We start from the raw sequence: 24,167 nt of genomic DNA on the forward strand, positions 1-24,167 counted from the left end.
GTGAGCGCGCGGGGCGGGGGAGCGGGAGCGCCGTCCGGCCGGTCCCCGCCGGTCAGGAGCCGCAGCCACCGGCCGAGCGTCGCCCGCAGCGCCGCCGGGTCGACGAGCGCGTCCACGTGCCCGTGGGCGTACTGCCCCTCCGCCGTGTACGCGGCCGGGTCGGCGTCCGGCGGCCTGACCCGGGAGCCCGCGAAGGCCACCTGCGCGGAGCGGAGCGCGAGGACCACGTCCGCGCCCGCGCCGACGGTCGCCCAGCCGCCACCGGTCGACGGGTCGCGCACCACCGTGACATGGGGGAGGCCCGCGCGCCGCAGCCGTACCGCCGCCCCGGCTACGCGCTGGAGCTGGGTCAGGGCGATCATGCCCTCCTGCATCCGGCTCCCGCCCGTGGCCACGAGCGACACCAGCGGGACCCGCTCGGCGACGGCGGTGTCGTACGCGGCGACGAGCCGGTCACCGGCCGCACGGCCGAGCGAGCCGCCCAGGAAGCCGAACTCGAAGACCACCAGGACCACCGGCCGGCCGCCGACCGTCGCCCTGCCGTACAGGACGGACTCCTCCTCGCCGGTCCGCTCGGCCGCACGCGCGCGTGCGGCGTCGTAACCGGCCCAGCCGATCGGCCCGTCCGGCCCGGGAGGCGGCCCGCCCGGGGCCGGGGCGGGCAGGGCGACGAAGTCCTCGGCCACCAGCGCGACGACCTCGCGGGCCGCGGGGCGCTCAGCCACGGCCGGACTCCGCGAGGGCCGCGGGCAGCGCCTTCTTCAGGAGCTTGCCCATGTCGTTGCGGGGCAGCGCGCCGAGGAAGTGGACCGTGCGCGGGCGCTTGTGCGGGGCGAGGAGCCCGGCGACATGGTCCGCGAGTTCCTCGGCCGTCGGCGGCTTCTCCGTGTCCGCGGCCACCACCCAGGCCACGATCCGCTCCCCGAGATCCGGGTCGGGCTCCCCGGTCACCGCGGCCTCCGCCACGGCCGGGTGGTCCAGCAGGGCGTTCTCTATCTCGCCCGCGCCGATCTTGTACCCGCCGCTCTTGATCAGGTCCGTGGCCTTGCGGCCGACGATCCGTACGTACCCGTCGGGTTCGCGGACCGCCATGTCCCCGGTGCGGAACCATCCCCCGTCGAAGGCGGCGGCGGTCGCGTCCGGCCGGTTCAGATACGCGCTGAACAGGTTCGGTCCCTTCACCTGGATCTCCCCGACGCTCTCCCCGTCGTACGCCGCCAGCTCCGTGCCGTCCTCCTCCACGAGCCGCAGCTCCACGCCCCGCAGCGGCAGCCCCACCGAACCGGGGCGCGGCGGGGAGCCCACGGGGACGGAGGTGTTCATCAGCGTCTCGGTCATGCCGTACCGCTCGACCACCGTCCGCCCGGTCGCCGCCGCGATCCGCTCGTGGTCGTGGACCGGCAGCGCGGCCGAGCCTGAGACCAGCAGCCGCGCCTCCGACAGCGCGCGGACGAGCGCCGGATCGCCGTCGAGGGCGTCCGCGATCCGGTGGTACATGGTCGGTACGCCGAACAGCATCGTGCCGCCGCCCGCGCCCAGCTCCCTGGCCACGCCCTCGACGGAGAACGAGCCCAGGTGGCGCACCGATCCGCCGCGCCGCAGCGGCCCGAGGATCCCCAGTATCAGTCCGTGCACGTGGAAGAGGGGCAGCGCGTGCACGAGCACGTCGTCCGCCGTCCACGCCCAGGCCTCCTCCAGCGCGTCCAGCGAGGCGGCGACCGCGCGGTGGGAGAGGACGACGCCCTTGGGCGGGCCGGTGGTGCCGGAGGTGTAGACGATCAGGGCGGGGGACTCGGGATCGTCCGGAGCGCCGGCTTCCGCGGCCGGCCCCTGCCCGTGCACGTCCACGTCGACCCGGGGCAGGGCGGCGAGGGCCGCCGGGAGGACGTCGTCCGCGCCCGCGAGGACGGCTCCCGGGGCGGAGTCGCCGAGGATGTGCGCCAACTCCCGCTCGCCGGTGCGCGGGTTGACCGGGATCACCGGGACGCCGGCCAGGAGCGCGGCCACCACGGCGACCGCCGTCCGGGAGGTCGGGGTGGCCCAGACGGCGACCCGCCCCGCGCCCTCGATCCGTACCGCCAGGGCGCCTGCCGCCCGGCCCAGTTCCTCGTAGGTGAGCGTCTCGGCGCCGAAGCTCAGCGCGAGCCGGTCCGTCGGGTCCTTCAGGGCGGGGAACAGGGCGGTCACGGGTCGTCCTCCTCGCGTAGCGGGATGCCGAGAGGCATTCTGCCCACGTCTCAGGGGCGCGGCGCTGCGACCTTGCTCACCTCCGGTGCGCCGCCGCCCTCTGTCGTGGGGGTGATCGTCCGCATCCGCCCGTACGCGTACACACAGCCCGCGAGCGCGAGGTCGGAGAGGAGCATGAAGCCGATCGAGTAGGAGTCCTTGGCGCTGTAGATCGCGCCCATCACCAGCGGCGGCACGAAGCCGCCGAGCCCGCCCATCGCCCCGACGATGCCGGTGACGCTGCCGACCTGCGGCTGCGGAGTGACCTGGGAGACGAGGGCGAAGACCGAGCCGCTCGCGGTGCCGAGCCCGGCGGCCATGCAGAGCAGGGCGATCGTCCCGCCCGGGTTCAGCGGCGGGTCGAAGGCCTGGACGATGGCGAACAGGGCGACGAAGCCGAGCGCGGCGGCCGTGACGAGCGCCGGGTGGATCCGGTCCGAGAACCAGCCGCCGATGGGCCGGAAGAGGACGGTGACCAGGGCGAAGCCGGCGGCCTTCGTCCCGGCGTCGGTCGGGTCGAGCTCGTACCAGGTCTTCAGATACGTCGGCAGGTACACCCCGAACGCGACGATGCCGCCGAAGCCGATCGCGTACAGCGCCGACAGTTCCCAGGTCACCCGCAGCCTCCCGGCCCTGCCGAGCCGGGTCGCCAGGGAGGCCGTGGGGACCGGCCGGTCGGGGCGGTCGGTGATCAGGAACAGGGCGAGGACGGCGTACGCGGCGAGGGCGACGGCGACCACGACGAACGGCAGGTTCTCGCCGTGCTTGGCGATGCGCGGGGTGAAGTAGCCGGAGAGCGCCACACCGCCCATGCCCATGCCGAAGATCCCCAGCGCGAGGCCCCGTTTGGCGGGCGGGAACCACGAGTTGACCAGCGGGATGCCGATCGCGAAGGTCGTGCCGCCGAGGCCGAGCAGGAAACCGACGGCGAGCATCGCGCCGTACGAGTTCTTCGCCGGGATCAGCAGCAGGACGGGCACGATCGTCAGCGCCGACACGAGTGGGAACATCAGCTTGGCGCCGTACCGGTCGGTGAGCGCCCCGACCGGGATCCGGCCCAGCGAGCCGACCAGGACGGGGACGGCGACGAGCAGCGACTGCTCGAAGGAGCTGAGGCCCAGCCGGTCCCCGTACCAACTGGCCAGCGGCGCCACCAGGTCCCACGCCCAGAAGGTGAGCGCGAATCCGATCGTGGCCATGACCAGGTTGCGGTAGGCGGTGCCGGAGGGCTTCGCGAGGGTGTCCACCCGCTCAGTCAAGTGCGGGCGGCGGACCGGTGCGCGCCGGGCTGGGCCGTACGGGGGCGCCTTCCGGCACCCCCTAAGGCCAGGTCACCGTGGTCGGCGGGCGGCCGTCGTCGGTCACCGTCAGACGCGGTCCTTCCTGCGTCGCCGCCACCTCGACCCGGATCGCCGAGACGCCCGGCCGGCGGTGGGCCGCCGCGAGGGCTCCGCGCAGGGCGGCGAGCAGGGGGTCGGCCTCGGCGGGCTCGACGAGCGTGTCGACCGCGCCGGTGAAGTGCACGGACGGCTGGAAGCCGAGGAGCACCGCAGCGCCGCCCGTCTCGCGCAGCACCCGGCCCCGGAAGGTCGTCGGCGCGTCGGCGGGCGGCTGCTGGAGGGCGAAGATGGCCGTGCGTACCTCCTGGATGGTGGAGTCCAGCTCGTCCACCGCCCGCCCGAGCAGCGTGGTGTCCTCGGGGGAGTCGAGGTCGCCGCCCGCCGCGCCGTCGCCGCCTGCCGCGCCGTCGGCGGTGCCGCCCGCGGTGGTGTCGGCCGCGCCGTCCGCCGTGGTGTCGGCCGCGCGGCGGCGCGTGGACTCCAGCATCATCTCGGTCGCGAAGAGCCGCTGGACCACGAGATCGTGCAGGTCACGGGCGATCCGGTCGCGGTCCTCGTAGACCGCCAACTGCTCCCGGTTGTGCTGCGCGTCGGCCAGGACGAGCGCGAGGGCCGCCTGGGAGGCGAACTGCGAGGCGAGCAGTCGCTCCACCGCCGTGTACGGGCGTCCGCCGAGGCGTCGGGGGAGCGCGAGCGTGCCGATGAGCCGCCCGCCGCTCTGCAGCGGCAGCATCATCGAGGGCCCGAACCGTGACCGCACATGGGTCGTCATCCGGGGGTCGGTCGCCGAGTCCTCGACGAACACGGCTTCCCCGCCGAGCAGTTGCTCCAGGACCGGCGAGCCGGGCGCGATCGTCGTCCCCACCAGGTCGCCCGGATCGTCCAGGGTCGACGCCGCCACGATCTCCATCCCGCCCTCCTCGGTGGGCTGGAGCACGACCCCGGCCGAGGCGTCGGCGAGGAGCCGCGCCCGCTCGGCGACGGTCATCAGCGCGTCCGCCGCCGGCTCCCCGGTGAGCAGCGCCGTCGTCACCGCCGCGGCGCCCTCGATCCAGCGCTCGCGCTGCCGGACGGTCTCGTACAGCCGGGCGTTGCCGATCGCGATCCCGGCCTGCGAGGCGAGCACCCGCAGCATCGACTGGTCCCGCCCGGTGAAGGGACCGTCGTGCTTCTCCGTGAGGTAGAGATTGCCGAACACCTCGGTGTGGACGCGGATCGGGACCCCGAGGAAGGAGTGCATGGCCGGGTGGCCCTCGGGCATCCCGCCGGAGCGCGGATCGGCGGTCAGATCGTCGAGGCGCAGCGGCTGCGGGTCCTCGATGAGGACCCCGAGGAGGCCGCTGCGCCCGTCGGGGAGGTGGGGGATCCGCTCCCGCTCGGCGTCCGTCAGGCCGGAGGTGAACAGCTCGGTGAGCCGTCCGCGCTCGGGGTCGACGACCCCGAGCGCCCCGTAGCGCGCGCCGATCAGCTCGGTCGCGGACTCCACGATGTGCTGGAGCGTGGCCCGCAGTTCGAGATCGGTGCCGACGCTCAGGACGGCCTGGAGCAGCATCGGCAGCCGCGGCGCCGCCTCCCCGCCGTCGTGATCGTCCCGGTCGGCCTCGTCCATCAGTGCCATGGGAGCATTGTCATACGAAACGGGCGATCGGGACGATCATTCCGCTTCGGCCAGCGGGTCGAGGACCATCGGCTGGATCTTGCCGTCCAGCATCGAGCCGAGCCCCAGGATCGCGCACACGTCGGGCCGTTCGGCGATGTGCACCGGCATCCCGGTCGCCTCGCGCAGCATCTGGTCGAGGCCGGGCAGCAGCGCGCTGCCGCCGACCATCATGATGCCGCGCTCGGCGAGGTCGGCCACCAGGTCGGGCGGGCAGTCGCGCAGGATCTTGCCGATGCCGTCGAGGACGGCGGTCAGCGGCGTGTGGATCGCCTGGCGCACGGCGGCGGTGTCGACGGTCACCGAGCGGGCGAGGCCGGTGGCGACGTCCCGGCCGTGGATCTCGGTGTAGCTCGGCCCCTGGAGGGTCAGGCCGTTGCCGCTGAGGGCGAGTTGCAGCGGCCGGACCGACTGGCTGGGCAGCATCAGCTCGTGCTGGTGGCGCAGGTGCTGGATGACCGCGTGGTCGATCGCGTCACCGCCCACCGGGATCCGCTCGGCGGTCACGATCGACCCCAGCGAGAGCACGGCGACCTGCGTGGTGGCCGCCCCGCAGACCATGATCATGGTGGCGGTGGGCTGCTCGACGGGGAGTCCGCAGCCGACGGCCGCGGCGATCAGGGTGTCGACCAGCTCGACCCGGCGGGCGCCGAGACCGACGAGGGTCTCCACGGCCGCGCGCTGCGCGAGCGGGTCGCTGTCGTGCGGGGTGCAGGCGGCGGCGCGCAGCCGGGGCTTGCGGCGCAGCTGGCGGCGGAGCTTCTCGCCGAGGAGGTGACGGAGCATCCGCTGGGCCATCTCGATGTCGACGACGGTGCCGCCGGACACGGGCCGGGCGACCCGGATGTAGTCGGGGGTCCTGCCGGTCATCTTCTCCGCCAGCGCGCCGACGGCGATCAGCGCGCCGGTACGGGTGTTCACGGCGGCGACACTGGGCTCGTCGACGACGAGCCCGGCGCCCTTGACGAAGACCCGGGTCCGGGCGGCGCCCAGGTCGACGGCGACATGGCAACGACGCAGCTGCTCAAGGCTGACGGTCACGGCGGATCCTCCGGAGTGCGGTGCTGGCACGGGGCGAGGTGCGAGGTGTTTCGGCGTTCTGTTCGCATCGTGCGACCGGCTCCGGCGTGGCGCGCGCTGGGATGCGCCGCCCGGGGGTATAGGGGCGTCGTGCGGAGGGCGCGGGGCTCGCGGCGCGCCCCAAGGATCCTGACGTGGGGTCAGGGCGGAGGCGGGAGCAGACGCTGGAACAGGCCCCAGGTGAACTCGGCGGCGCCCGGCCCGCCGTCGGGGAGGGTGAAGTCGAGGCGCAGCCGGGTCGGCGCGCTGCCGTCGCGCGCCCGGGCCGGCGGGAAGGCGTTGCCGACCTCGGCGAGGGTGCAGCCCCAGGGCCGTAGATCCGCTTCCGTGCGCAGCTCGGGGGAGGGGGCGCCGGGTGCGCGGACCAGACCGCGGCCCCAGACGTCCGGCGCGGTCCGGCGGCCGAGCGGGCCCGCCAGGACCTCCCAGCGCAGCTCGGGCCAGAGCGACAGCTCCCACTGGAGCAGCTCGGAGTCGTACTGCTCCACCCGGCGGCGGGCCACCGGCTCACCGAGCGCGGACCGGTAGCGGGCCAGCTCGCCCGGCCCGCGACGGGCGTGCGCCCAGGCCTGCCAGCGCCGGTTGGCCTCGCGCATCGTCGTCCGCGTCGCGCCGAGCGCGCGGACGGCGTCCTCGACGAGATCCGGCTGGTGGTCGGCCATCCGGCGGAGCAGGACGAGCTGGAACTCGGTGGGACCGAACGGCTCGGACGAGGTCATGCGACCATCCTGCCCGAAGCGGGAGAATCGCGACGACACGCCGCCGACCTGCGGTTTCCTCACAGGATCCTCACCTTCCCGCCTACCTGTGGGGACGTGCCGACACATACTCTGCGGCAGCCATGGACTACTGCCATCAGTGCCGACGGCATCTCAACGGCGCCCTCGCCTGTGCGGGCTGCGGGACGCCCGTGGAGGAGCTGCGGTACGAGACCCCCCGCGCGCCCGAGTACGCGGCCGAGGCCGAGCACGTCTACGAACTGGACGTCGTCGAGCCTCCGCGCCCCGCCTCGGGAGGCCGGCGTGCCGCCAGGCGTGGAGCCGTGGCGCCCGCCGCGGCCGGTCGGGCGGCCTCGCGGAAGGGACGCAGGGCCCGCAGCCGCAAGGGGCGAAACGTTCTGGTGGGCTCGCTCGGGGTGCTGCTCGCGGTCGGTGCGCTGAGCCTGACGAAGGTGGCGCTCGACCCTCCGGACGAGGGGGGCGCCGCCACCGCGGTCCAGGAGGAGGAGGTCGTGGAGACCTCGCTCCCGCCCGTGCCGTCGGAGACCGTGCGGCCGACGGTGACCAAGGGCCCGGTCCGTGTGACGGCCTCGTCCTCACCGGTGGACGCGAGCACTCCGGCGCAGGGGCACACGGGGATACCCGGCGGGAGCTCCGGCGGCTCGGGCTCCGGGGGCGGCTCGGGCTCCGGGGACGGCGACGGGTCGGGGAGCGTGGCCGGGACCGGCCAGGGTTCGGACGGCGGTCAGGGCGGTCCGACGAGCGAGGCGCCGACGGGTTCGCCGTCCGCGTCCCAGCCCGGCGCCACGCCGACGGCCAGTGGCAGCGCGACGGCGCCGCCCGGTTCACCGGCGCCCACCACGCCGACGCCGACGCCGAGCCCCACAAGGTGCTGGCTCATCTTCTTCTGCTGAGGTTTCCCCGGGGGTGCCTTCCCCTGGGCGGCGGTTAGGCCGTGTCCTCGCCCAGCATCCGCTTCAGCAGGTCCCGCAGCAGCGTCCGCTCGACGTCCGTGAGCTGCCCGAGCGGCTCGCGCGCGAAGTCCAGGGAGTCCCGCAGCCGGCGGGCGGTGTCCAGGCCCTCCGGCGTGGGCGCGGCCAGCTTGACGCGGCGGTCGGCCGGGTCGGGGCGGCGCTCCACCAGGCCGCGCGCTTCGAGGCGGTCGACGATCCCCGTCACGTTCGACGGCTCACACCTCAGCTTCTCGGCGATCTTCCGCATCGCGACCGGCTCCAGCGACAGCAGTCCGAGGACCCGGGCCTGCGCGCCGGTGAGGGCGTGCTCCGAGGCCGCCTGCTCGTACTCCTCGTGGTACCGCGCCACGACCGTGCCGATCAGCTCGACGACTTCGACGGTCAGGGGGTCTGTGCGTGGGGTGGCCATGGGCACCATCGTACCCAGATACTTGACAACATGAAATATCCAAGCGCATGGTTGTTTCAGGTAGTGAAGTAATTTTCTCGTTCCAGGAGGCAGAGCCGATGTCCGTACTTCCCGCGTCCAGCCGTGAGTGGCACCTCGTCGCCCGTCCGCACGGCTGGCCCACCCCCGCGGACTTCGCGCTCCGTGAGGCCCCCGTCTCCGCGCCCGCCGAGGGCCGGATCCTGGTCAAGAACCTGCACTTCTCCGTCGACCCGTACATGCGGGGCCGGATGAACGACGTGAAGTCGTACACCCCGCCGTTCCAGCTGGACCAGCCCATGGACGGCGGCGCCGTCGGCGAGGTCGTCGCGTCGAACGCGGAGGGGATCGCCGTCGGCGACCACGTCCTGCACCGTCTCGGCTGGCGTGAGTACGCCGACGTGGACGCCAAGCACGCCGTCAAGGTCGACGCCTCCCTCGCCCCCCTCTCCCACTACCTCGGCGTGCTCGGCATGACGGGTCTGACGGCCTACGCCGGTCTCTTCGAGACCGCCTCCTTCAAGGAGGGCGACGTGGTCTTCGTCTCCGGCGCGGCCGGTGCCGTCGGCAGCCAGGTCGGTCAGATGGCGAAGCTCAAGGGCGCCTCCCGGGTCATCGGCTCGGCCGGCTCCGACGAGAAGGTCAAGCTGCTCGTCGAGGAGTACGGCTTCGACGCCGCCTTCAACTACAAGAACGGCCCGGTCAAGGACCAGCTCCGCGAGGCCGCCCCGGACGGCATCGACGTCTACTTCGACAACGTCGGCGGCGACCACCTCGAAGCCGCGATCTCCTCGCTCAACGTGCACGGCCGCGCCACCATCTGCGGCATGATCGCGCAGTACAACGACACCGAGCCGGTCCCCGGCCCGCGCAACATGGCCATGATCATCGGCAAGCGGCTGCGCCTGCAGGGCGTCCTCGTCGGCGACCACTACGGCCTGCAGCCGCAGTTCGTCCAGGAGGTCGGCGGCTGGCTGCGCTCGGGCGAGCTGAAGTACGACGAGACCGTCGTCGAGGGCATCGAGAACGGTGTGGAGGCCTTCCTCGGACTGCTCCGCGGAGAGAACACCGGAAAGATGATCGTTTCGCTGACCCGTTAGTCTTCCCTCAGCCGTCGCGATCGTGGGCGCGAGTCGCGGCGAACCAGCAGAAGGAAGCATCAGATGTCCATCCAGCAGACCGACGTCCTGTACACCGCCGTCGCCACCGCCGAGAACGGGCGTGACGGCCGGGTCGCGACCGACGACGGCCAGCTCGACGTCGTCGTGAACCCGCCGAAGGCCATGGGCGGCTCGGGCGCGGGCACCAACCCGGAGCAGCTCTTCGCCGCCGGTTACAGCGCCTGCTTCCAGGGCGCGCTCGGCGTCGTCGCGCGCAACGAGAACGCCGACATCTCGGGCTCGACGGTCACCGCCGAGGTCGGCATCGGCAAGAACGACGACGGCTTCGGCATCATCGTCAAGATCTCGGCGACCATCCCGAACGTGGACGCCGAGACCGCGAAGAGCCTGATCGAGAAGGCCCACCAGGTCTGCCCGTACTCCAAGGCGACCCGCGGGAACATCACGGTCGAGCTGGCCGTCTGAGTTACGCGTACCCTGAAGTGGGCCGTACCCCGACCGACCGGGGTGCGGCCCGCTGCGTTCGGGCCCCCGAAGGGCCGCCCGATAGGGTGATCGACATGCGAGATTTTGCGGCCGGGTTCGGATTTCTGGTACGGGGACAGAAGTGGGTCGGCCGGCACGGCCGGTGGCTCGGCTTCGGGCTGCTGCCCGGGCTCGTCACCCTCGTGCTCTACGTGGGCGCGCTCATCGGGCTCGGCTACGGAGCCGACGACCTGACCACCTGGGCGACGCCGTTCGCGGACGACTGGACCTCGCCCTGGCAGGGGCTCTTCCGGGGCTTCCTGACCGGCCTCGTCTTCGCCTTCGGGCTCTTCCTCGCGGTCATCACCTTCACCGCCGTGACCCTGCTCGTCGGCCAGCCCTTCTACGAATCGCTCTCCGAGCAGGTCGACCGCACCGAGGGCGGCGACGTCCCCGAGTCGGGCCTGCCGCTCTGGCGCGAACTGTGGATCTCCGCCCGTGACAGCCTGCGCGTGCTCGCCCGGGTCGCCCTCTACGGCATCCTGCTCTTCGCCTGCGGCTTCATCCCCGTCGTCGGGCAGACCGTCGTCCCGGTCATCGGCTTCTGCGTCTCCGGCTTCTTCCTCGCCCACGAACTGACGTCCGTGGCCCTCCAGCGCCGGGGTGTGGAGCTCGAGGAGCGCCTCCGGATGCTCAGGGGCCGCCGGATGCTCACCCTGGGCTTCGGTGTCCCGCTGGTCCTCTCGTTCCTGGTCCCGCTTGTCGCCGTGTTCCTGATGCCCGGCGCCGTCGCGGGCGCGACGCTGATGGCCCGCGAGCTGGGCGGCGAGAAGGGGGCGGACGCGGAGAAGACCCCCGCGCCGCCCGTCAGCAGCGCGCCGCCGAACTGGACGTGACCGGGCCGCACGCGGCGGTCGCCGCGGTGCCCGCCGGCCGCACGGGGTGGGCGTGCGGCCGGTCGGCGCCGCCCTGGGGCCTCCCGCGCCCGGCGGCGAACTCGGCGTGGCCGTGGCGCACCTGCTCCTCGCGCTGGGCGGCGTAGTCGGCGAGCCGGTCCGCCACCCCGCCCTCCGCCGTGTCCCACGAGGCGCCGAGTTCGACGGCGTCCTCCAGCACGTCGTGGATGCCCGAGGCCGCAAGCAGCCGCGCCGGGTGTGCCGAGTCGCCGACGAGCGCGACCCTGCCGCGCGCCCAGCCCAGGGGCGTCCGCCGCCTGGGCGCGGTCCACGCGCGCCAGTGCCGGCCTGTCGTCAGCAGGTTGCGGGCCTCGTACCCGATCTCCGGAAACGCCGCGAGCACCTGCTCCAGGTCCACCCGGTCCCCGAACAGGCCGCCACCGGTGTGGTGATGTCGTGTGGCGGAGACGCTCAGATACGCGTCGTCGGGCAGGGGGTGATGGGAGATGTGCCACTGCCTGCCCACCCAGCACGTGGTCGCCCGGTCCTGCCAGCGGTCGGCGACCAGCTCCATCGGGATGACGGTGCGATAGACCGCGAGGTGTCCCTCCGGGGCCCCGGCCGCCCACTCCGGACGGTGGTGGGCGAGGGAGTGGGAGCCGTCCGCGAGGACCAGCGCGTCTCCGGTGAGCGTCCGTCCGTCGGCGAGCCCGACGGTCACGGAACCGGGGTGCTCGGTGTAGTCGACCACGCGGCTGTCCGCGTGCAGGTGCACCGAGTCCAGTTCCCAGCAGGCGTCGAGCAGCGGCTCGTGCACATCGAGGCGGTGGGCCGTCGCATGGGTCGGGCAGGCCCCCCGGCGGCAGGCGGGCAGCGCGACCGAGGAGACCAGCTCTCCGGTCGAGCCGTCCCTGACATGGAACGCGTCGATCGTCAGCGACCGTTCCCGTACGGCGTCCCCGACCCCCAGCCGGTCCAGGAGCTGGAAGGCGTGCGGCGCCAGGCTGATCCCCGTCCCGCTCGCGGCGAAGAGCGGCCGCTGCTCCAGGACGAGCACCTCATGGCCCCGCCTCCCCAGAGCCACGGCGGTGGCCAGACCGCTGATGCCGCCGCCGGCGACCAGAATTCGCATGGCGCGATCATGCGCCTCGGACGGCCGCCGGGGCGACGACGGCAGGGTGCCTGTGTCAGATCTTCGCGGCGAGATGACACAGGCCGAAGATGGATGTTTAGTCAACGCGGTGTCCATTTTGTCGTGTTCGGGCCGTGGTCACGCGGGACGGCGCAGGCGCTCCATGGAGTCCATGCACTGGCTCCACGGGCGAACGCGGGCCCGGGTGGCCGCGACCACCTGGGCGACGTGTGCGGCCGCCGCCAGGGTCATGTGCCGATGCCAGCCGGCGCAGGTCCTGCCCTCGTAGTCGAGGGTCCCCACGTGCGACGCCGAACTGGCGAAATCCTGCTCCACGCGCCGGGTGAACTGGGCCAGCCGCAACAGGACGCCGAGCGGTGTCGCCGTCAGGTTGGTGAGCCAGCAGTGGGCCGGCTGCCCCTCTCCGCCGTCCCACTGCCCCAGCAACAGCAGCGGGTGCCCGGCCCATTCGACCCGGACCCCGGCGATCAGGCTCGCGCGCACGGCGCCCGTCGCCGGGTCCGTCCACTCCACCGGGCGCCGCCTCATGCGGTGCTGCTGCAGCAGGCGGTCGGCGCGCAGCGGGCGGCGGGCCGGCCCCTGCCCCTGCGCCGGCAGCACCGGCAGGTGGGCGGGCACGGCGGCGAGTAGTGGCGCGCCCGCCGCCATGTACCGGTCGAAGGCCGGACGTACGTCGGCGCCGGGGACGTCCAGAACCACGGGCCGGGGCCCGAGCGGGGACCGGTCGAGGCCGAGCGTCGCCACCGCGGCCCGTTCCGCGGCCTCCTCGCCGGCGCCGACCAGGTTCCACTGCACCGGCACCGTGACCTCCTGGGCGACGCCCCACACCCCGACGGCCTGCCGACCGCCGGGTGCCCGGGCGCCGGAGACGCCTCGCACCACCCAGGCGGCGAACCGCAGCTCGTGGTCGGCGTAGCCGCGCAGCGCCCTGCTGAGCGGCTCCCAGTCCCACGTCGACGAGGCGATGAAGTGGTGCAGGCTCTGCGCCAGTTCGGGGCCGCCGACATGTGCGGCGATGTTCCGTACCGACTTACGGCCCTCGGTCGCGATCAGGCCGCGCAGATACTGCTCCCCCCTGATCCGCTGGTCGCTTCGGGGCAGTCGGGTGAAGAGTGCCTCGGAGAGCTCGTTCAGGACACTGGTGCTGCTGCGCATGTGGCGCCCCCTCCGCTGGTGTCGTGTCCAGATCCCTCACAACATAGCGATGATTATTATTTTTTGTCGAGAGGAAAAGCCCAGGTGAGACCGGTCGCACGGGGTGTGGGTGCGTCAGCCGCGCACCGGATCTCGTCGGGTCCGGCCCCAGCGCCGCATCGCCGGACGCTCCACTCCGACGTACAGCAACCAGCCACCCAGCACGGAGACGGCGAACATGGCCGCGAGGACGCCGATCCCGGCGAGCGTCCCCACCCGGCCCTCATCCATGATCATCGTCCGCACCGCGTACATCACGACGTAGTGGATCACGTAGAAGCCGAAGGAGATCTCGCCCAGCCAGATGGCCCACCGGCTCCGCAGCACCGTGCGCCGGCCGGCGACGTCGATCCGTGCCACGGACACGATGAGCAGCGCCAGCGGTACGGCCGTCACCACATAGAGCCCGTACAGCCAGGGAGCGGCGAGGGCCGCCGCGTACGACAGCGCCAGCAGGGCCACGGCCGCACCCAGGGGCAGCCGGATCCAGCGGCCGGCGAGCACCGCGCGCGCCGTGATCATGCCCAGCGCGAACTCGAAGAGCCGGACCGGGGGGAAGTTGTACGCGAACCACCACTGCACCACCGACAGCGGATACCCCTCGGGCGTCTGCGGCGCGCTCGGCAGCAGGAACCGCACGACGAGCTGGACGCCGATCATGGCCGCGACCGTCGCGCCGGCCCAGGCCCACAGGTGACGGGCCGGAATCCGCCGCACGAGCTTCAGCAGGAAGGGGAACAGGAGGTAGAAGAGCAGCTCGCTGCAGAGCGACCAACTCGGCAGATTGACGCTGATGTACGTGTCGTGCTGCGGGAACCACGAGTGGACGAGGAACAGGTTGGGCAGCCACGCCGAGGGGGCCGTGAACGCCGCGGCGAACAGCACCATCGCAAGGGCCCAGACCACGACGTGGTTCGGGTAGATCTTCATGAGGCGGCGGCGCCAGAACGAGGTGACCCGGTCGCCCTCCCTGGCCGACCAGGTGAGGACGAAGCCGCTGAGGATGAAGAAGAAGGAGACCCCCATCCAGCCGGCCTTGCTGAAGAGCCACTCGTAGCCGCCCGCGACGTCCTCGTCCGCGAACGGGCTCAACGGGAAGTTGGTCAGCGAGGAGTGGAACGCGAAGACGAGCGCCGCCGCGAGGAAGCGCAGGCCGGTGAGGGACGGCAGCCGTGCCGCCTCGGACGTTCTCTCGCGCGGCTCGGCGGCCTGCGGCCGCGTATCGGTCGCCAGGGCATTCATGGGTCACACTCCCGCTGCGGTCACGGTGACGGTGTCGGACGCGTGGCCGGCCGGCTCCCGGCGGCGCCGGCGCTCGGACAGTGCGAGCTGTACGACGACCAGGGTGCCGAGCGCGGTCAGCACGGCGGCGGCCAGGGGCACGGCACGGACTCCGAGGCCGAGGTCGATGACCTCACCGCCGTACCAGGAGCCGACGGCCGCGCCGACACCGAAGGCGGACATGTTCGCGGTGAGCGACAGCGTCGGGGCCTCGGCCGCCGTGGACAGCACGCGGGTCTGGAGCCCCGGGATCAGCGCGAAGGTGGCCACGGAGAAGAGGAAGACGAAGAGGCCGCTGAGCGCCATGACCGGGCTGACCAGCCAGTAGAGGGCGAGGGTCACGGTCAGCAGGGTCGAGAGGCCGATGATGCTTGCCATCAGGGCGCGGTCGGCCAGTCGGCCGCCGATCATGTTGCCGACGATGGAGCCGACGCCGTACGCGATCAGGAGCCCCGGCACCCAGGAGTCGGCGAAGCCGCTGACGTCCGTGAGCAGCGGCACCATGTAGGTGATCAGGGTGAACATGCCGCCCGAGCACAGCGCGGTCGCCAGGACGGTGCCCAGCACGTCCCACTTCTTGAAGACCTTCAACTCACGGGCCACACCGGCGTTGTCGGTGGCGCCCTTCGCCGTGGGGACGGTCACCCAGACCAGCAGGGCCGCGGCCACGCCGAGGACGGCGATGGTGCTGAACGTCGTGCGCCAGCCGAAGTGCTGGCCCACGAACGTACCCAGCGGAACGCCGAGCACGGTTGCGAGGTTGATGCCCAGCTGGGTCGCGGCGACCGCGCTGCCGGCCTTCTCCTTGGGCACCATCGAACCGGCCGCGACCACACAGAGCGCGACGAACGTGCCGTGGATGATCGCGGTGATGATCCGGCCGACGACCAGGACGGCGTACGAACCGGCGCTCGCGGAGACGATGTTGCCGACGACGGAGACCGCGAGGAGGCCCGTCATCAGGGTGCGTCGCTCGATGCGGGTGGTCAGCAGCGTGACCAGCGGGCCGCCGAAGGCCATGGTGAGGGCGTACACGGCGACGAGGAGACCGGCGGTGGAGATGCTCACCGCGAGGTCGTCGGAGAGTTCGTGGAGCATGCCGCTGGGGACGAGTTCGGCGGTACCCACACAGAAGATGGCCAGGATCAGACTGACGAGGCGAATTGGCATGACGTTCCTAGGGGAGGGGGTCGGGGGGACGGGTGGCGGAGCGGGTCCCGGGTCTCGGCGCCGGGTTACGACGCCTTCCGGGACAGGGCGACGTCCGCCGTGCTCGCGTCGAGCGCGGGAAGCTCCGGCGACTCCCGTCGTGTGCGGGCCCACATGAGCAGGGAGAGGGCCAGGGCGACGGTGGTGGCGAGGGCGGCGGTCAGGGTGACGGCCCGCACGCCGAGGCCGAGGTCGATGGTCGTGCCGCCGAGCCACGCGCCGAGGCCGTTGCCCAGGTTGAAGGCGGACACGTTGGCGGAGAGCGCGAGGGCCGGGGCGGCGGACGCGACCGCGAGGATGCGCGCCTGGAGCGCGGGAATGATGGAGAAGCCCGCCGCGCCGAAGACGAAGAGCGCGATGATCGCGGGGACGGTGTAGGGGCTGGCGCCCCAGAAGAGCAGCAGGGCGCCGAGGAGGGCGGCCTGGGCGCCCAGGACGCCGCGCATGACGTTCTTGTCCGCGGCCTTGCCGCCCAGGATGTTGCCGAGCACCGAGCCGACGCCGAAGACGATGAGCAGGACGCCCACCATGGGGGCCGAGAATCCGCCCACGTCGCGCAGCAGGGGGGCCAGGTAGGTCGAGGTGGTGAAGACGGCGCCCTGGGCGAGCACGGTGATCAGCATGGAGAGCTGGAGACTGCCCTTGCGGAACACCTTCAGCTGTTGGCGCACGGAGCCGCTCACCTCGGCCGCACCCTCGTCCTCGGTCGACAGGCCGCTGGGCACGAACCGCTGGATGAGCAGCACGCACACCAGGGCGAAGGCGGTGATGAAGACGAACGTGGCCCGCCAGCCGAACTGCTGGCCGATGAACGTGCCGATGGGGGAGCCGAGCACATTGGCGAAGTTGAAGCCCAGCGCGATCTTGGCCATGGCGGTCGCCTGCTTGTCCGGCGGGGACATGAGGGCGGCCACGTGCCAGGCCACGGCGGCGAAGGTGCCGTGGCTCAGGGAGGTGAAGACCCGCGCCCCCATCAGCGTCGCGTAGTCGGGGGCCAGGGCGGCGACGAGGTTGCCGGCGATGAAGATGCCCATCAGGCCGAGCAGCAGGGCCTTTCGGGCCCACTTGGTGGTGAGCAGGGTGATGATCGGGCCGCCGATGGTCACGCCCAGCGCGTAACCGGTGACCAGCAGGCCGACGGTCGGGACGGACACGTCCAGATCGGCCGACATCTCGGGCAGGATCCCGGCGATGACGACCTCGGCAGTGCCCACACAGAAGACCCCGAGCATCAGGGCCAGGAGGGGCAGTGGCATGGGGATCCGCGCCTTTCGTGAGGATGTCGAACCATCCACCGAGCAAGAAGGAAGATGTATTCGTTTGCATGTAAATCATGGAGGAACATGAGAGTGTGGTCAACCGCAGCAAGGAGTTACGCTGGGCGACGGGGGAGATGGGCACCTGGAATGGTTCGAGAGACTGAGTGAAGGGCCACGTCAATGGAGACTTGGGGACCCGGGGCCGGGCGCGACGAGGTGGCCCTCTGGCGCCAGCTCGCCCGCTTGACGGAGCAGGTCAACTCGACGGTCGGCAGGCGGTTGACGCGCGGCCACGGCGTCGCGATGAGTGAACTGCTGCTGCTGCTCTCCCTGACGGAACAGCGGGACGGCACGCTGCGCATCTCCGACCTGGTCAAGGCGCTGGGGGCCAATCAGTCGTCCGTCAGCCGGATGGTCGCCCGGCTCGAGGAGGCCGGCTGGGTCGTGCGCCGCAGTGCCCAGGGTGACAAGCGGGGCGTGGACGTGCAGGTCACCGCCGAGGGCGCGGAGCTGGCCGGCGCGGCGCGGCGGACCTTGAGCCAGGCCCTGGCCGAGGCCCTGGACGCGGCCGCACTGAACGACTCGACGGCCTCGCTCGTCGCCCGGCTGCGGTACACGCCGGCGGCGCCGACGGCCTGAGCGCCCCCCCTCGCCTTCTCGTGCGGCCCCGGCCGCGGGTCCGACACCCGCGACCGGGGCCGCGTCGTCGTGTCCGGCGCCTCGGTGGCCGTGCCTCGGGGTGGGCGCGTCGGAGCGATAAGTAGATGCATCGGAATGCATTTACTATGACCCTCATCACGTTGCGATGTATGCATGTGGGGCTCTAATGTTCGAGCCGTGACGGTCAGGCTTCGGGCCGCGTCGGATGGATTGCCACCCCTGAACGCCAGGCGACAGCCGGGTGGGCGCTCCGACCGCGGCGACGCCACGTCCATCGAACGCCGCGCACCTCGCGTGACCCACCGACGCTCCTGGGGGAATTGCCATGTCCGAAACCACGATGTCCCGGCCCGTCGGCCTCAACTCGGTCGCCGACCTGCCCAAGCCGCCCGGGCTCCACTGGAACGTGAGGGCCCACCAGCCCGTCGCCTACGGCGTCAGCATGGTGCGCGGCCTCCTCGACCTCGACAACCCCACCCTCGCCCGCGCCTGCGGCGGCGGACAGGGGACCCCGTTCCGCTGCCTCCTGGTGATCGACGCCACCGTCGACACGCTCTACCGGGATCGCTTCGCCGACTACTTCGAGCACTGGCAGATCGAGGCGAGCTGGCAGGTCGTCCAGGGCGACGAGGAGGCCAAGTACCTCGAACAGGCCGTCCGCGTCACCGAGGCCATGTCGCGGATGGGCATCCTGCGCCGCGCCGAGAAGGTCGTCGCCGTCGGAGGCGGTGTCGTCCTCGACATCGTCGGCTTCGCCGCCAGCATGTACCGCCGCGGCGTGCCCTACGTCCGCGTCCCCACCACGCTGATCGGCCAGATCGACGCCGGCATCGGCGTCAAGACCGGCATCAACTACGGGCACCACAAGAACCGCCTCGGCTCCTACTTCGCGCCGGAACTCGCCCTGATCGACCCGGAGTTCCTCCGCACCATCGACCCGCGGCACGCCGCCAACGGCATGGCGGAGATCATCAAGATGGCCCTGGTGAAGGACGCCGCCCTCTTCGAGCTCCTGGAGGCGACCGTCGGCACCATCACCCCCGAGACCCTCGCCGGCTGCGGCTCGACCGTCAGCGAAGTGCTCTCCCGGGCCATCTCCGGCATGCTCGACGAACTCGAGCCCAACCTCTGGGAGCAGGTCCTCGAAAGGTCGGTCGACTACGGCCACACCTTCAGCCCCTCCCTCGAACTGCGCGCCGACCCGCCGCTGTTGCACGGCGAGGCCGTCGCCGTCGACATGGCGATCTGCCTCGCCCTCGCCCACCTGCGCGGCCACCTGTCGCAGGCCGACACCGACCGCGCGCTCCGGCTGCTCGTCGGCTTCGGACTCCCCGTCTCGCACCCCGTGTTCACCGAGGACCTCCTCGTCGAGGCGCTCGCGGACGCCGTCAAGCACCGCGACGGGTACCAGCGCGTACCGCTGACCCGGGGCATCGGCTCCGTCGTCTTCGCCAACGACCTCACCCCCGCCGAGCTCGCCCGCGCGCTCGAGTTCGTCGGTTCCTGGACGGCGGCCGCGGAAGGCGCGCTCGTCGGTGCGGCGAAATGAGCACGGCCGTCACTGTCTTCGACGTCGGCGGGACGCACATCCGGCAGGCCTGGTGGCTGCGCGAGGGAGAACTGCGCGGCCGCACCTCGCGCCCCTCGCCCACCTTCCGGCGCTTCCCCGGTGCCTCCGTCGCCGAACTCCGGGCGATGATGGTCCGGGAGCTGTGCGACGCTGTGCCTGAGACGCAGGACGCCGTCGTGGGGATCTCCTTCGGCGCCGCGCTCGACCACCGCTCCGGAACCGTCTACGCCTCCGCACCCCTGTGGGGCGGACACAGCGAGCCGTACGACCTGCGGGCCGCCCTGGAGTCGCGGCGGCCGGACGTCCGCTGGCACCTCGTCAACGACGTGACCGCCGCCCTCCTGCACGCCGCCGCGGCCCCCGCCCGCCGCGACCACCGCAAGATCCTGCTCGCGACCATCAGCACCGGAATCGCCTGCCGGGTCCTCGACCGGCGGCAGGGCTCCGTCCCGGTGGACGGCGCCGGGCTGCAGGGCGAGATCGGCCATCTGCCCGCCCACGCCGAACTGGACGGCCGCGCGGTCGACCTGGACTGCGACTGCGGGCGGACCGGCCATCTCGCCGCCTACGCCTCGGGGCCAGGCATCGCCAGGATGGCGGAAGCCCTCCGGCGGCGCGCCCCCGAGCGCTGGGCGGCGTCCCGGCTCGGCGCCCTCACCGCCGAGGGCGTCGCCTTCGAGACGGCGCTGCGCCGCGCGCTGGACGCGGACGACGCACTCGCCGCCGAACTGCTCGACGCGGTCACCGCCCCCGTCGCCGACGTCCTGCGGACGACGCTCTGCCTCGACCCCGAGATCGACGAGGCGGTCCTGACCGGCGGCGTCGTGCACGGCCTCGGCGCCCACTACCGGCGTGCCCTCATGGGGCACCTCACTCGCCAAGGGCTCTATCTGACCAGCGAACTGACCCCCGACTGGCTGGAGCGGCGCATCACCGTCACCGGCCCGGGCGAGGCCGCCGGCCTCGCCGGGGCGGGGATCGCCGCCTGCGCGGGAGCACCGGCATGAGGGCGGCCCACGAGGTCCCGCACCACCAGGCACTCGTCCGGGAAGCCGGCCGGGTCGCGCTCCGCTCCCGGTACACGCCCCACCCCGCGCCCGGCGAACTCCTCGTCGCCACGCAGGTGGCCGGGGTGTGCGGAACGGACCTCCAGATGCTGCGCGGTCTGCGGGACGACCCGTCACCGGTGATCGGCCACGAGGGCATCGCCCGCGTGGTCGCCGCCGGCGCGGGCGTGCCCGACGCACTGCGCCCCGGCACCCCCGTCGTGGTCAACCCGACCCACCGGACGGACCCTTCGTTCCTGCTCGGCCACAACGTCGAGGGCCTGCTGCAGGAACGTACCCTCATCCCGGCGACGGCGGTCCGGGACGGCCTCGTCCTGCCGCTGGAGCAGGCCCCCGACCCCGTCCTCGGCACACTCGTCGAGCCCCTGGCGGGCGTCCGGTACGCCCTCTCCCTGCTCGCCACCGCCCGCCCCCGCACCCTGGTCGTGTACGGCGACGGGACCATCGGACACCTCGCCGTACGAGCCGCGCGCCGCCTGCTCGGCGCGGACGTCCGCACGGTCCTCGTGCACCACACCCGCGAGGGACGGGACTGGAGCGCCAGGCACCCGGTGGCCGGCACGGAACCGGTGCTCGGCGGAGACCGGTACGAGCTGCCGCCCCTGGGCGAGGGCCCCCTGGCCGTCCTGCTCGCCACCCCCCGCGACGCCACCGGCCGGGCCCTGGAGTCCGCGCTGCGCCTCGACGGCGGCGACACGACGATCGACATGTTCGGCGGACTCCCGCCGGGCGCCGCCAGCGCGCTGCTGCCCGGTGTCGACCTCACCGCCGTCCGGGCCGCCAACTGCGCGGGCCGTCCCGTGCCGGCCGCCTTCACGGAGGCGGTCACCACCGACGGCCGGCGCGTACGCCTGACCGGCCACAGGGGCGTCGGCAACCACCATCTCGCCGAGGCCACGGCCGAGTTGCACCGGCACCCCGCCGCCTACCGCGACCTCGTGACCCATGTCGTGGAACCCGCCGAGGCCGCCCGGATCATGACCGCCCTCGCGGCCGGCGGCAGCAGGACCGTCGCCGGTGAACGGCTCATCAAACTCGCGGTGCGGTTCGCCCCCGCGCCGCCCTCACCCAAGGAGACTCCGTGCCCGTAGAGGGACAGCATCGCCGCCGCGCCCTGGTCGTGGGCGGGTCGACGGGCCTCGGCCGGGGCGTCGCGGACGCCTGGGCCGACTCGGGGCTCGACGTCCTGGTGCTCAGCCGGTCGGCCCCGACCGGACCCGGCGCCGACCGGCTCCGCTGGACGGCCACCGACCTCACCGACTCCGACCAGGTCGCCCGCGGCCTGGCGGAAGCGGCCGCCGCGCCCCTGCACGCGGTCTGCTACTCGGCCGTCCACTACGGCGCCGGACGCGCGTTGTTCCGGGACTGCGAGGAGACGGAGTGGCGCCGCCAGATCGACGTCAACCTGCACGGACTGTGGCTGACGCTCTCCCGGACGCTCCCGGCGCTGCGCCGGGCCGACGCCCCGGGCGTGTTCCTCGGGATCTCCTCCGAGGTGGTCTACAACGCGGGGCCCGGACGCTCCGGGTACGCCGCGTCGAAGGCCGCGGGCTCGGTCCTGCTGGACTCCGTCGCCCAGGAGGAGAGCGCGGAGGCCCCCGGCGCGGAGGCGCTGCGCGTCGTGCAGGCCCTTCCGGCCGAGATGGTCGACACACCGGGGATCCGGCGGCGGCGCCCCGAGGGGTTCGACTACAGCGCGTACATGAGCCCGGCGAGCTTCGGCCCGCTCGCCCGTGAGCTGGCCGCGACCTCCGGCGCCGGACTGCACGGCGCCCACCTCGTCGTCGACGGCACGGGCGCCTGGCACCCGGTCGGCGAGGGCCTGCCGCGGTCCCAGAGCCGCACCGTCCGGTCCCGGGCCGCGTCGTGACCCGCGCCCCTCTCGTGGCGCTGGCCGACTGGCGGCTGCCCGGGGACCCCTTCGACGCGGTCGAGCAGGCCCACGCGCTGGGCGCCGACGGCCTCCAGTTCGACCTCGGCGGACCGGGCCGGGGAGCGTGGCTCGACGCGCCGGGAACCGTCGACCGGCTCCGGGAGGCGTGCGCGGCACGCGGACTGGCACCGCTCGCGGTCGCGGGCAACACGCTCAACGACATCGGACTCACCGCACCCGCGGGCAGCGAGGACGCCGCACGCGCCGAGCACGTCCTGATCCGGGTGCTCGACGCCGCCGCCGCCCTCGGGGCGCCGCTGGCGTTCGTACCGAGCTTCCGCCGCAGCGCCGTCCACGACCTGGCAGACCTGCGGCGGACCGCGGTCGTGCTCGCCCGGGCGGCGCGGGAGGCGGAGGCCCGCGGGCTGCTCCTGGCCAACGAGAACGGCCTCGACCCGGAGCGGGCGCGGGCTCTCGCGGAGGAGGTGGCCGTCCCCTCGTTCCGGCTGCTGCTCGACACCTACAACCCGAAGGTGGCCGGCGTCGACGTCCTCGCGCTCGTCGAGGCGACCGGCGCGTGGATCGCGCCGCAGGTCCATCTGAAGGACGGCACGGCCGGTGTCGTCGGCACCGAACTGCTCGGGGACGGCGACGGCCGGGTCTGGGAGGCGCTCGCCGCACTCCGGGCCCAGGGGAGCGCACCCGACGCACTCGTCCTCGAGAACGACTACCGCGACGGCGACCCCCGGCGCCCGGCCCTCGACCTCGCCCGCGCACGCGCCCACGCCACCGACCCAGCCCACACCAGGAGTTGAATTGTCCAGCGTTCCGTCCACCTACGACACGACCCGGCTCATGGACGGCGTCGTGAGCCTGGGCAGCCACGCCTTCCCCCGGGAGCCCCTCGGCGCGGACACCGTCGTGATCGAGCCCACGTACATGGGGATCTGCCGGGCGGACATCAAGGAGATCATCGGCTCACGGGACGTCATGGAGGACCGCGGCCCGCTGTTCGGCCACGAACTCGTCGGCACGGTCTTCTTCGCGGGCGCCGACACCGGCTTCGAGGAGGGCGACCCGGTCACCCTCAACCCGAACATCACCCCGAACCGGACCACCGGCTTCGCCGAGTACGTCTTCGTGCGCGGCACGAAGGAGGAGCTGGACGAGGCCGTCGTACGGCTGCCGGAGTCGGAGGCGGGCATCGGCGAGGGCGTCTGGATGCCGGAGCCGTTCGCCTGCATCGTGCACGCCCTGCGGAAGCTGCTGGAACTCACGCGGCAGACCTCCCTCGCGGGGAAGCGGGTGGGCATCGTCGGCGCCGGCTGCGCCGGGCTGATGTTCGCCATGTACGCCCGGCACCTGGGCGCGTCGGTCGTGGTGTTCAACCGGGGCGAGGAGCGCCGTGTCTTCGCGCGGGAGCAGGGCATTCTCGCGGAGGGCGAGATCGCCGCGCTCGCGGAGGCGGGGGAGCGGCGCGACGCGTTCGACGTCGTCGTCGTGGCCCCCACGGTCGCCACCGCCGAACTCCTCGACGTGGCGGCCGGCCTGGCCGCCGACGGCGCAGTCCTGCTCGTCTACGGCGGTACGCGCGAGGGCGACCGCTTCCCCGGCGGCGAGGTGGACGTGGACGCCGTCCGCCGGAGCGAGCGCATCGAGTCCGTCCGGCACCGGGGGAAGCGGCTCGACATCGCCGGTGCCTACGGCTGCGGCAGGGAGGACTACGAGGAGGGGTTCCGGCTGCACGCGCTCCACCCCGAGCGCTTTCCCCTGGAACGGCTGGCGTCGCGGCGGCTCGACCTGGCCGAGCTGCCGGCCTTCGTCATGGACGCCGCCGCAGGGGTGCTCGACCTGCCCGGAAAGGTGCTGGTCAGGGCGGGCTCCCGAGGCTGATCGGAGCCGCCAGGAGGCGTTCGACGGTGGCCTCGCCACGGGACTGCTTTGCCATGGAGGGAGTATAGGTCCGGGTCAAGAACTCGAATATTTTTCTAGAAAC

The 24,167-nt window shown here is 73.0% G+C and carries 23 protein-coding genes; 11 read left to right on the plus strand and 12 right to left on the minus strand.

What is annotated here, in order from left to right:
* The 6 genes from AB0E14_RS35020 to AB0E14_RS35045 all read right to left on the minus strand — a co-directional run.
* On the minus strand, window positions 1-725 hold a 725-nt coding region (locus AB0E14_RS35020), incomplete at its 3' end, for a carboxyl transferase domain-containing protein (RefSeq protein ID WP_362427903.1).
* Entirely contained in the window at window positions 718-2,187 is a 1,470-nt protein-coding gene (locus AB0E14_RS35025; RefSeq protein WP_362427906.1) for an acyl-CoA synthetase, read from the minus strand. The genes AB0E14_RS35025 and AB0E14_RS35020, both read right to left, overlap by 8 nt.
* Window positions 2,188-2,237: 50 nt before the next feature.
* Complete coding sequence (locus AB0E14_RS35030; RefSeq protein ID WP_362427969.1) at window positions 2,238-3,425, minus strand: MFS transporter; 1,188 nt, start codon at window positions 3,423-3,425, stop codon at window positions 2,238-2,240.
* 121 nt (window positions 3,426-3,546) lie between these two features.
* The gene (locus AB0E14_RS35035; RefSeq protein WP_362427909.1) at window positions 3,547-5,184 is read right to left on the minus strand and encodes a GAF domain-containing protein; all 1,638 of its coding nucleotides are present in this window, start codon (window positions 5,182-5,184) and stop codon (window positions 3,547-3,549) included.
* A 36-nt stretch (window positions 5,185-5,220) separates the two neighbouring features.
* Complete coding sequence (locus AB0E14_RS35040) at window positions 5,221-6,264, minus strand: rod shape-determining protein (protein ID WP_362427912.1); 1,044 nt, start codon at window positions 6,262-6,264, stop codon at window positions 5,221-5,223.
* Window positions 6,265-6,443: 179 nt separating this feature from the next.
* Window positions 6,444-7,022: a hypothetical protein gene (locus AB0E14_RS35045; RefSeq protein WP_362427915.1), complete on the minus strand. Its 579-nt coding sequence runs from the start codon at window positions 7,020-7,022 to the stop codon at window positions 6,444-6,446.
* Window positions 7,023-7,144: 122 nt separating this feature from the next.
* On the opposite strand from AB0E14_RS35045, the gene AB0E14_RS35050 reads away from it, so the two are divergent.
* On the plus strand, window positions 7,145-7,936 hold the full coding sequence (locus tag AB0E14_RS35050) for a hypothetical protein (RefSeq protein WP_362427918.1): 792 nt from the start codon (window positions 7,145-7,147) through the stop codon (window positions 7,934-7,936).
* 34 nt (window positions 7,937-7,970) lie between these two features.
* On the opposite strand, the gene AB0E14_RS35055 is transcribed toward AB0E14_RS35050, so the two are convergent.
* On the minus strand, window positions 7,971-8,405 hold the full coding sequence (locus AB0E14_RS35055; protein WP_362427921.1) for a MarR family transcriptional regulator: 435 nt from the start codon (window positions 8,403-8,405) through the stop codon (window positions 7,971-7,973).
* Between the two features lie 98 nt (window positions 8,406-8,503).
* On the opposite strand from AB0E14_RS35055, the gene AB0E14_RS35060 reads away from it, so the two are divergent.
* From AB0E14_RS35060 to AB0E14_RS35070, 3 genes are all read left to right on the plus strand, one after another.
* Window positions 8,504-9,523, plus strand: a complete 1,020-nt coding sequence (locus tag AB0E14_RS35060; RefSeq protein WP_362427924.1) for an NADP-dependent oxidoreductase — start codon at window positions 8,504-8,506, stop codon at window positions 9,521-9,523.
* Window positions 9,524-9,586: 63 nt separating this feature from the next.
* Window positions 9,587-10,009, plus strand: a complete 423-nt coding sequence (locus tag AB0E14_RS35065) for an organic hydroperoxide resistance protein (RefSeq protein ID WP_362427927.1) — start codon at window positions 9,587-9,589, stop codon at window positions 10,007-10,009.
* A gap of 95 nt (window positions 10,010-10,104) precedes the next feature.
* Complete coding sequence (locus AB0E14_RS35070) at window positions 10,105-10,905, plus strand: EI24 domain-containing protein (protein ID WP_362427930.1); 801 nt, start codon at window positions 10,105-10,107, stop codon at window positions 10,903-10,905.
* On the opposite strand, the gene AB0E14_RS35075 is transcribed toward AB0E14_RS35070, so the two are convergent.
* The 5 genes from AB0E14_RS35075 to AB0E14_RS35095 form a co-directional block, all read right to left on the minus strand.
* Complete coding sequence (locus tag AB0E14_RS35075) at window positions 10,877-12,037, minus strand: FAD-dependent oxidoreductase (RefSeq protein ID WP_362427933.1); 1,161 nt, start codon at window positions 12,035-12,037, stop codon at window positions 10,877-10,879. The two genes, AB0E14_RS35070 and AB0E14_RS35075, sit on opposite strands and share 29 nt — an antisense overlap.
* 138 nt (window positions 12,038-12,175) lie before the next feature.
* Window positions 12,176-13,213, minus strand: a complete 1,038-nt coding sequence (locus AB0E14_RS35080) for a transposase (RefSeq protein WP_362427936.1) — start codon at window positions 13,211-13,213, stop codon at window positions 12,176-12,178.
* Window positions 13,214-13,327: 114 nt separating this feature from the next.
* Window positions 13,328-14,494: an acyltransferase gene (locus AB0E14_RS35085; protein ID WP_362427939.1), complete on the minus strand. Its 1,167-nt coding sequence runs from the start codon at window positions 14,492-14,494 to the stop codon at window positions 13,328-13,330.
* 3 nt (window positions 14,495-14,497) lie between these two features.
* Window positions 14,498-15,703 (minus strand): MFS transporter, encoded by a 1,206-nt coding sequence (locus AB0E14_RS35090; RefSeq protein WP_362427942.1) that lies wholly within the window; start codon window positions 15,701-15,703, stop codon window positions 14,498-14,500.
* A 65-nt stretch (window positions 15,704-15,768) separates the two neighbouring features.
* Window positions 15,769-16,998, minus strand: a complete 1,230-nt coding sequence (locus AB0E14_RS35095) for an MFS transporter (protein WP_362427945.1) — start codon at window positions 16,996-16,998, stop codon at window positions 15,769-15,771.
* A gap of 183 nt (window positions 16,999-17,181) precedes the next feature.
* On the opposite strand from AB0E14_RS35095, the gene AB0E14_RS35100 reads away from it, so the two are divergent.
* From AB0E14_RS35100 to AB0E14_RS35130, 7 genes are all read left to right on the plus strand, one after another.
* The gene (locus tag AB0E14_RS35100) at window positions 17,182-17,640 is read left to right on the plus strand and encodes a MarR family transcriptional regulator (protein ID WP_362427948.1); all 459 of its coding nucleotides are present in this window, start codon (window positions 17,182-17,184) and stop codon (window positions 17,638-17,640) included.
* Window positions 17,641-17,986: 346 nt separating this feature from the next.
* Window positions 17,987-19,210 (plus strand): sedoheptulose 7-phosphate cyclase, encoded by a 1,224-nt coding sequence (locus AB0E14_RS35105; protein ID WP_362427951.1) that lies wholly within the window; start codon window positions 17,987-17,989, stop codon window positions 19,208-19,210.
* A complete protein-coding gene (locus tag AB0E14_RS35110) occupies window positions 19,207-20,238 on the plus strand; it encodes an ROK family protein (RefSeq protein ID WP_362427954.1) in 1,032 nt (343 codons plus the stop codon). The genes AB0E14_RS35105 and AB0E14_RS35110 overlap by 4 nt, the downstream gene beginning before the upstream one ends.
* Window positions 20,235-21,389 (plus strand): alcohol dehydrogenase catalytic domain-containing protein, encoded by a 1,155-nt coding sequence (locus AB0E14_RS35115; RefSeq protein WP_362427957.1) that lies wholly within the window; start codon window positions 20,235-20,237, stop codon window positions 21,387-21,389. Before AB0E14_RS35110 ends, AB0E14_RS35115 begins: the two co-directional genes overlap by 4 nt.
* On the plus strand, window positions 21,380-22,168 hold the full coding sequence (locus AB0E14_RS35120) for an SDR family NAD(P)-dependent oxidoreductase (protein ID WP_362427960.1): 789 nt from the start codon (window positions 21,380-21,382) through the stop codon (window positions 22,166-22,168). Before AB0E14_RS35115 ends, AB0E14_RS35120 begins: the two co-directional genes overlap by 10 nt.
* On the plus strand, window positions 22,165-22,986 hold the full coding sequence (locus AB0E14_RS35125; protein WP_362427963.1) for a TIM barrel protein: 822 nt from the start codon (window positions 22,165-22,167) through the stop codon (window positions 22,984-22,986). The genes AB0E14_RS35120 and AB0E14_RS35125 overlap by 4 nt, the downstream gene beginning before the upstream one ends.
* A gap of 1 nt (window position 22,987) precedes the next feature.
* Entirely contained in the window at window positions 22,988-24,064 is a 1,077-nt protein-coding gene (locus tag AB0E14_RS35130) for a medium chain dehydrogenase/reductase family protein (protein ID WP_362427966.1), read from the plus strand.
* Window positions 24,065-24,167 lie beyond the last annotated feature (103 nt).

The organism is Streptomyces sp. NPDC047981 (genome assembly GCF_040653315.1).
In the GTDB taxonomy this organism is placed as follows: Bacteria; Actinomycetota; Actinomycetes; order Streptomycetales; family Streptomycetaceae; genus Streptomyces.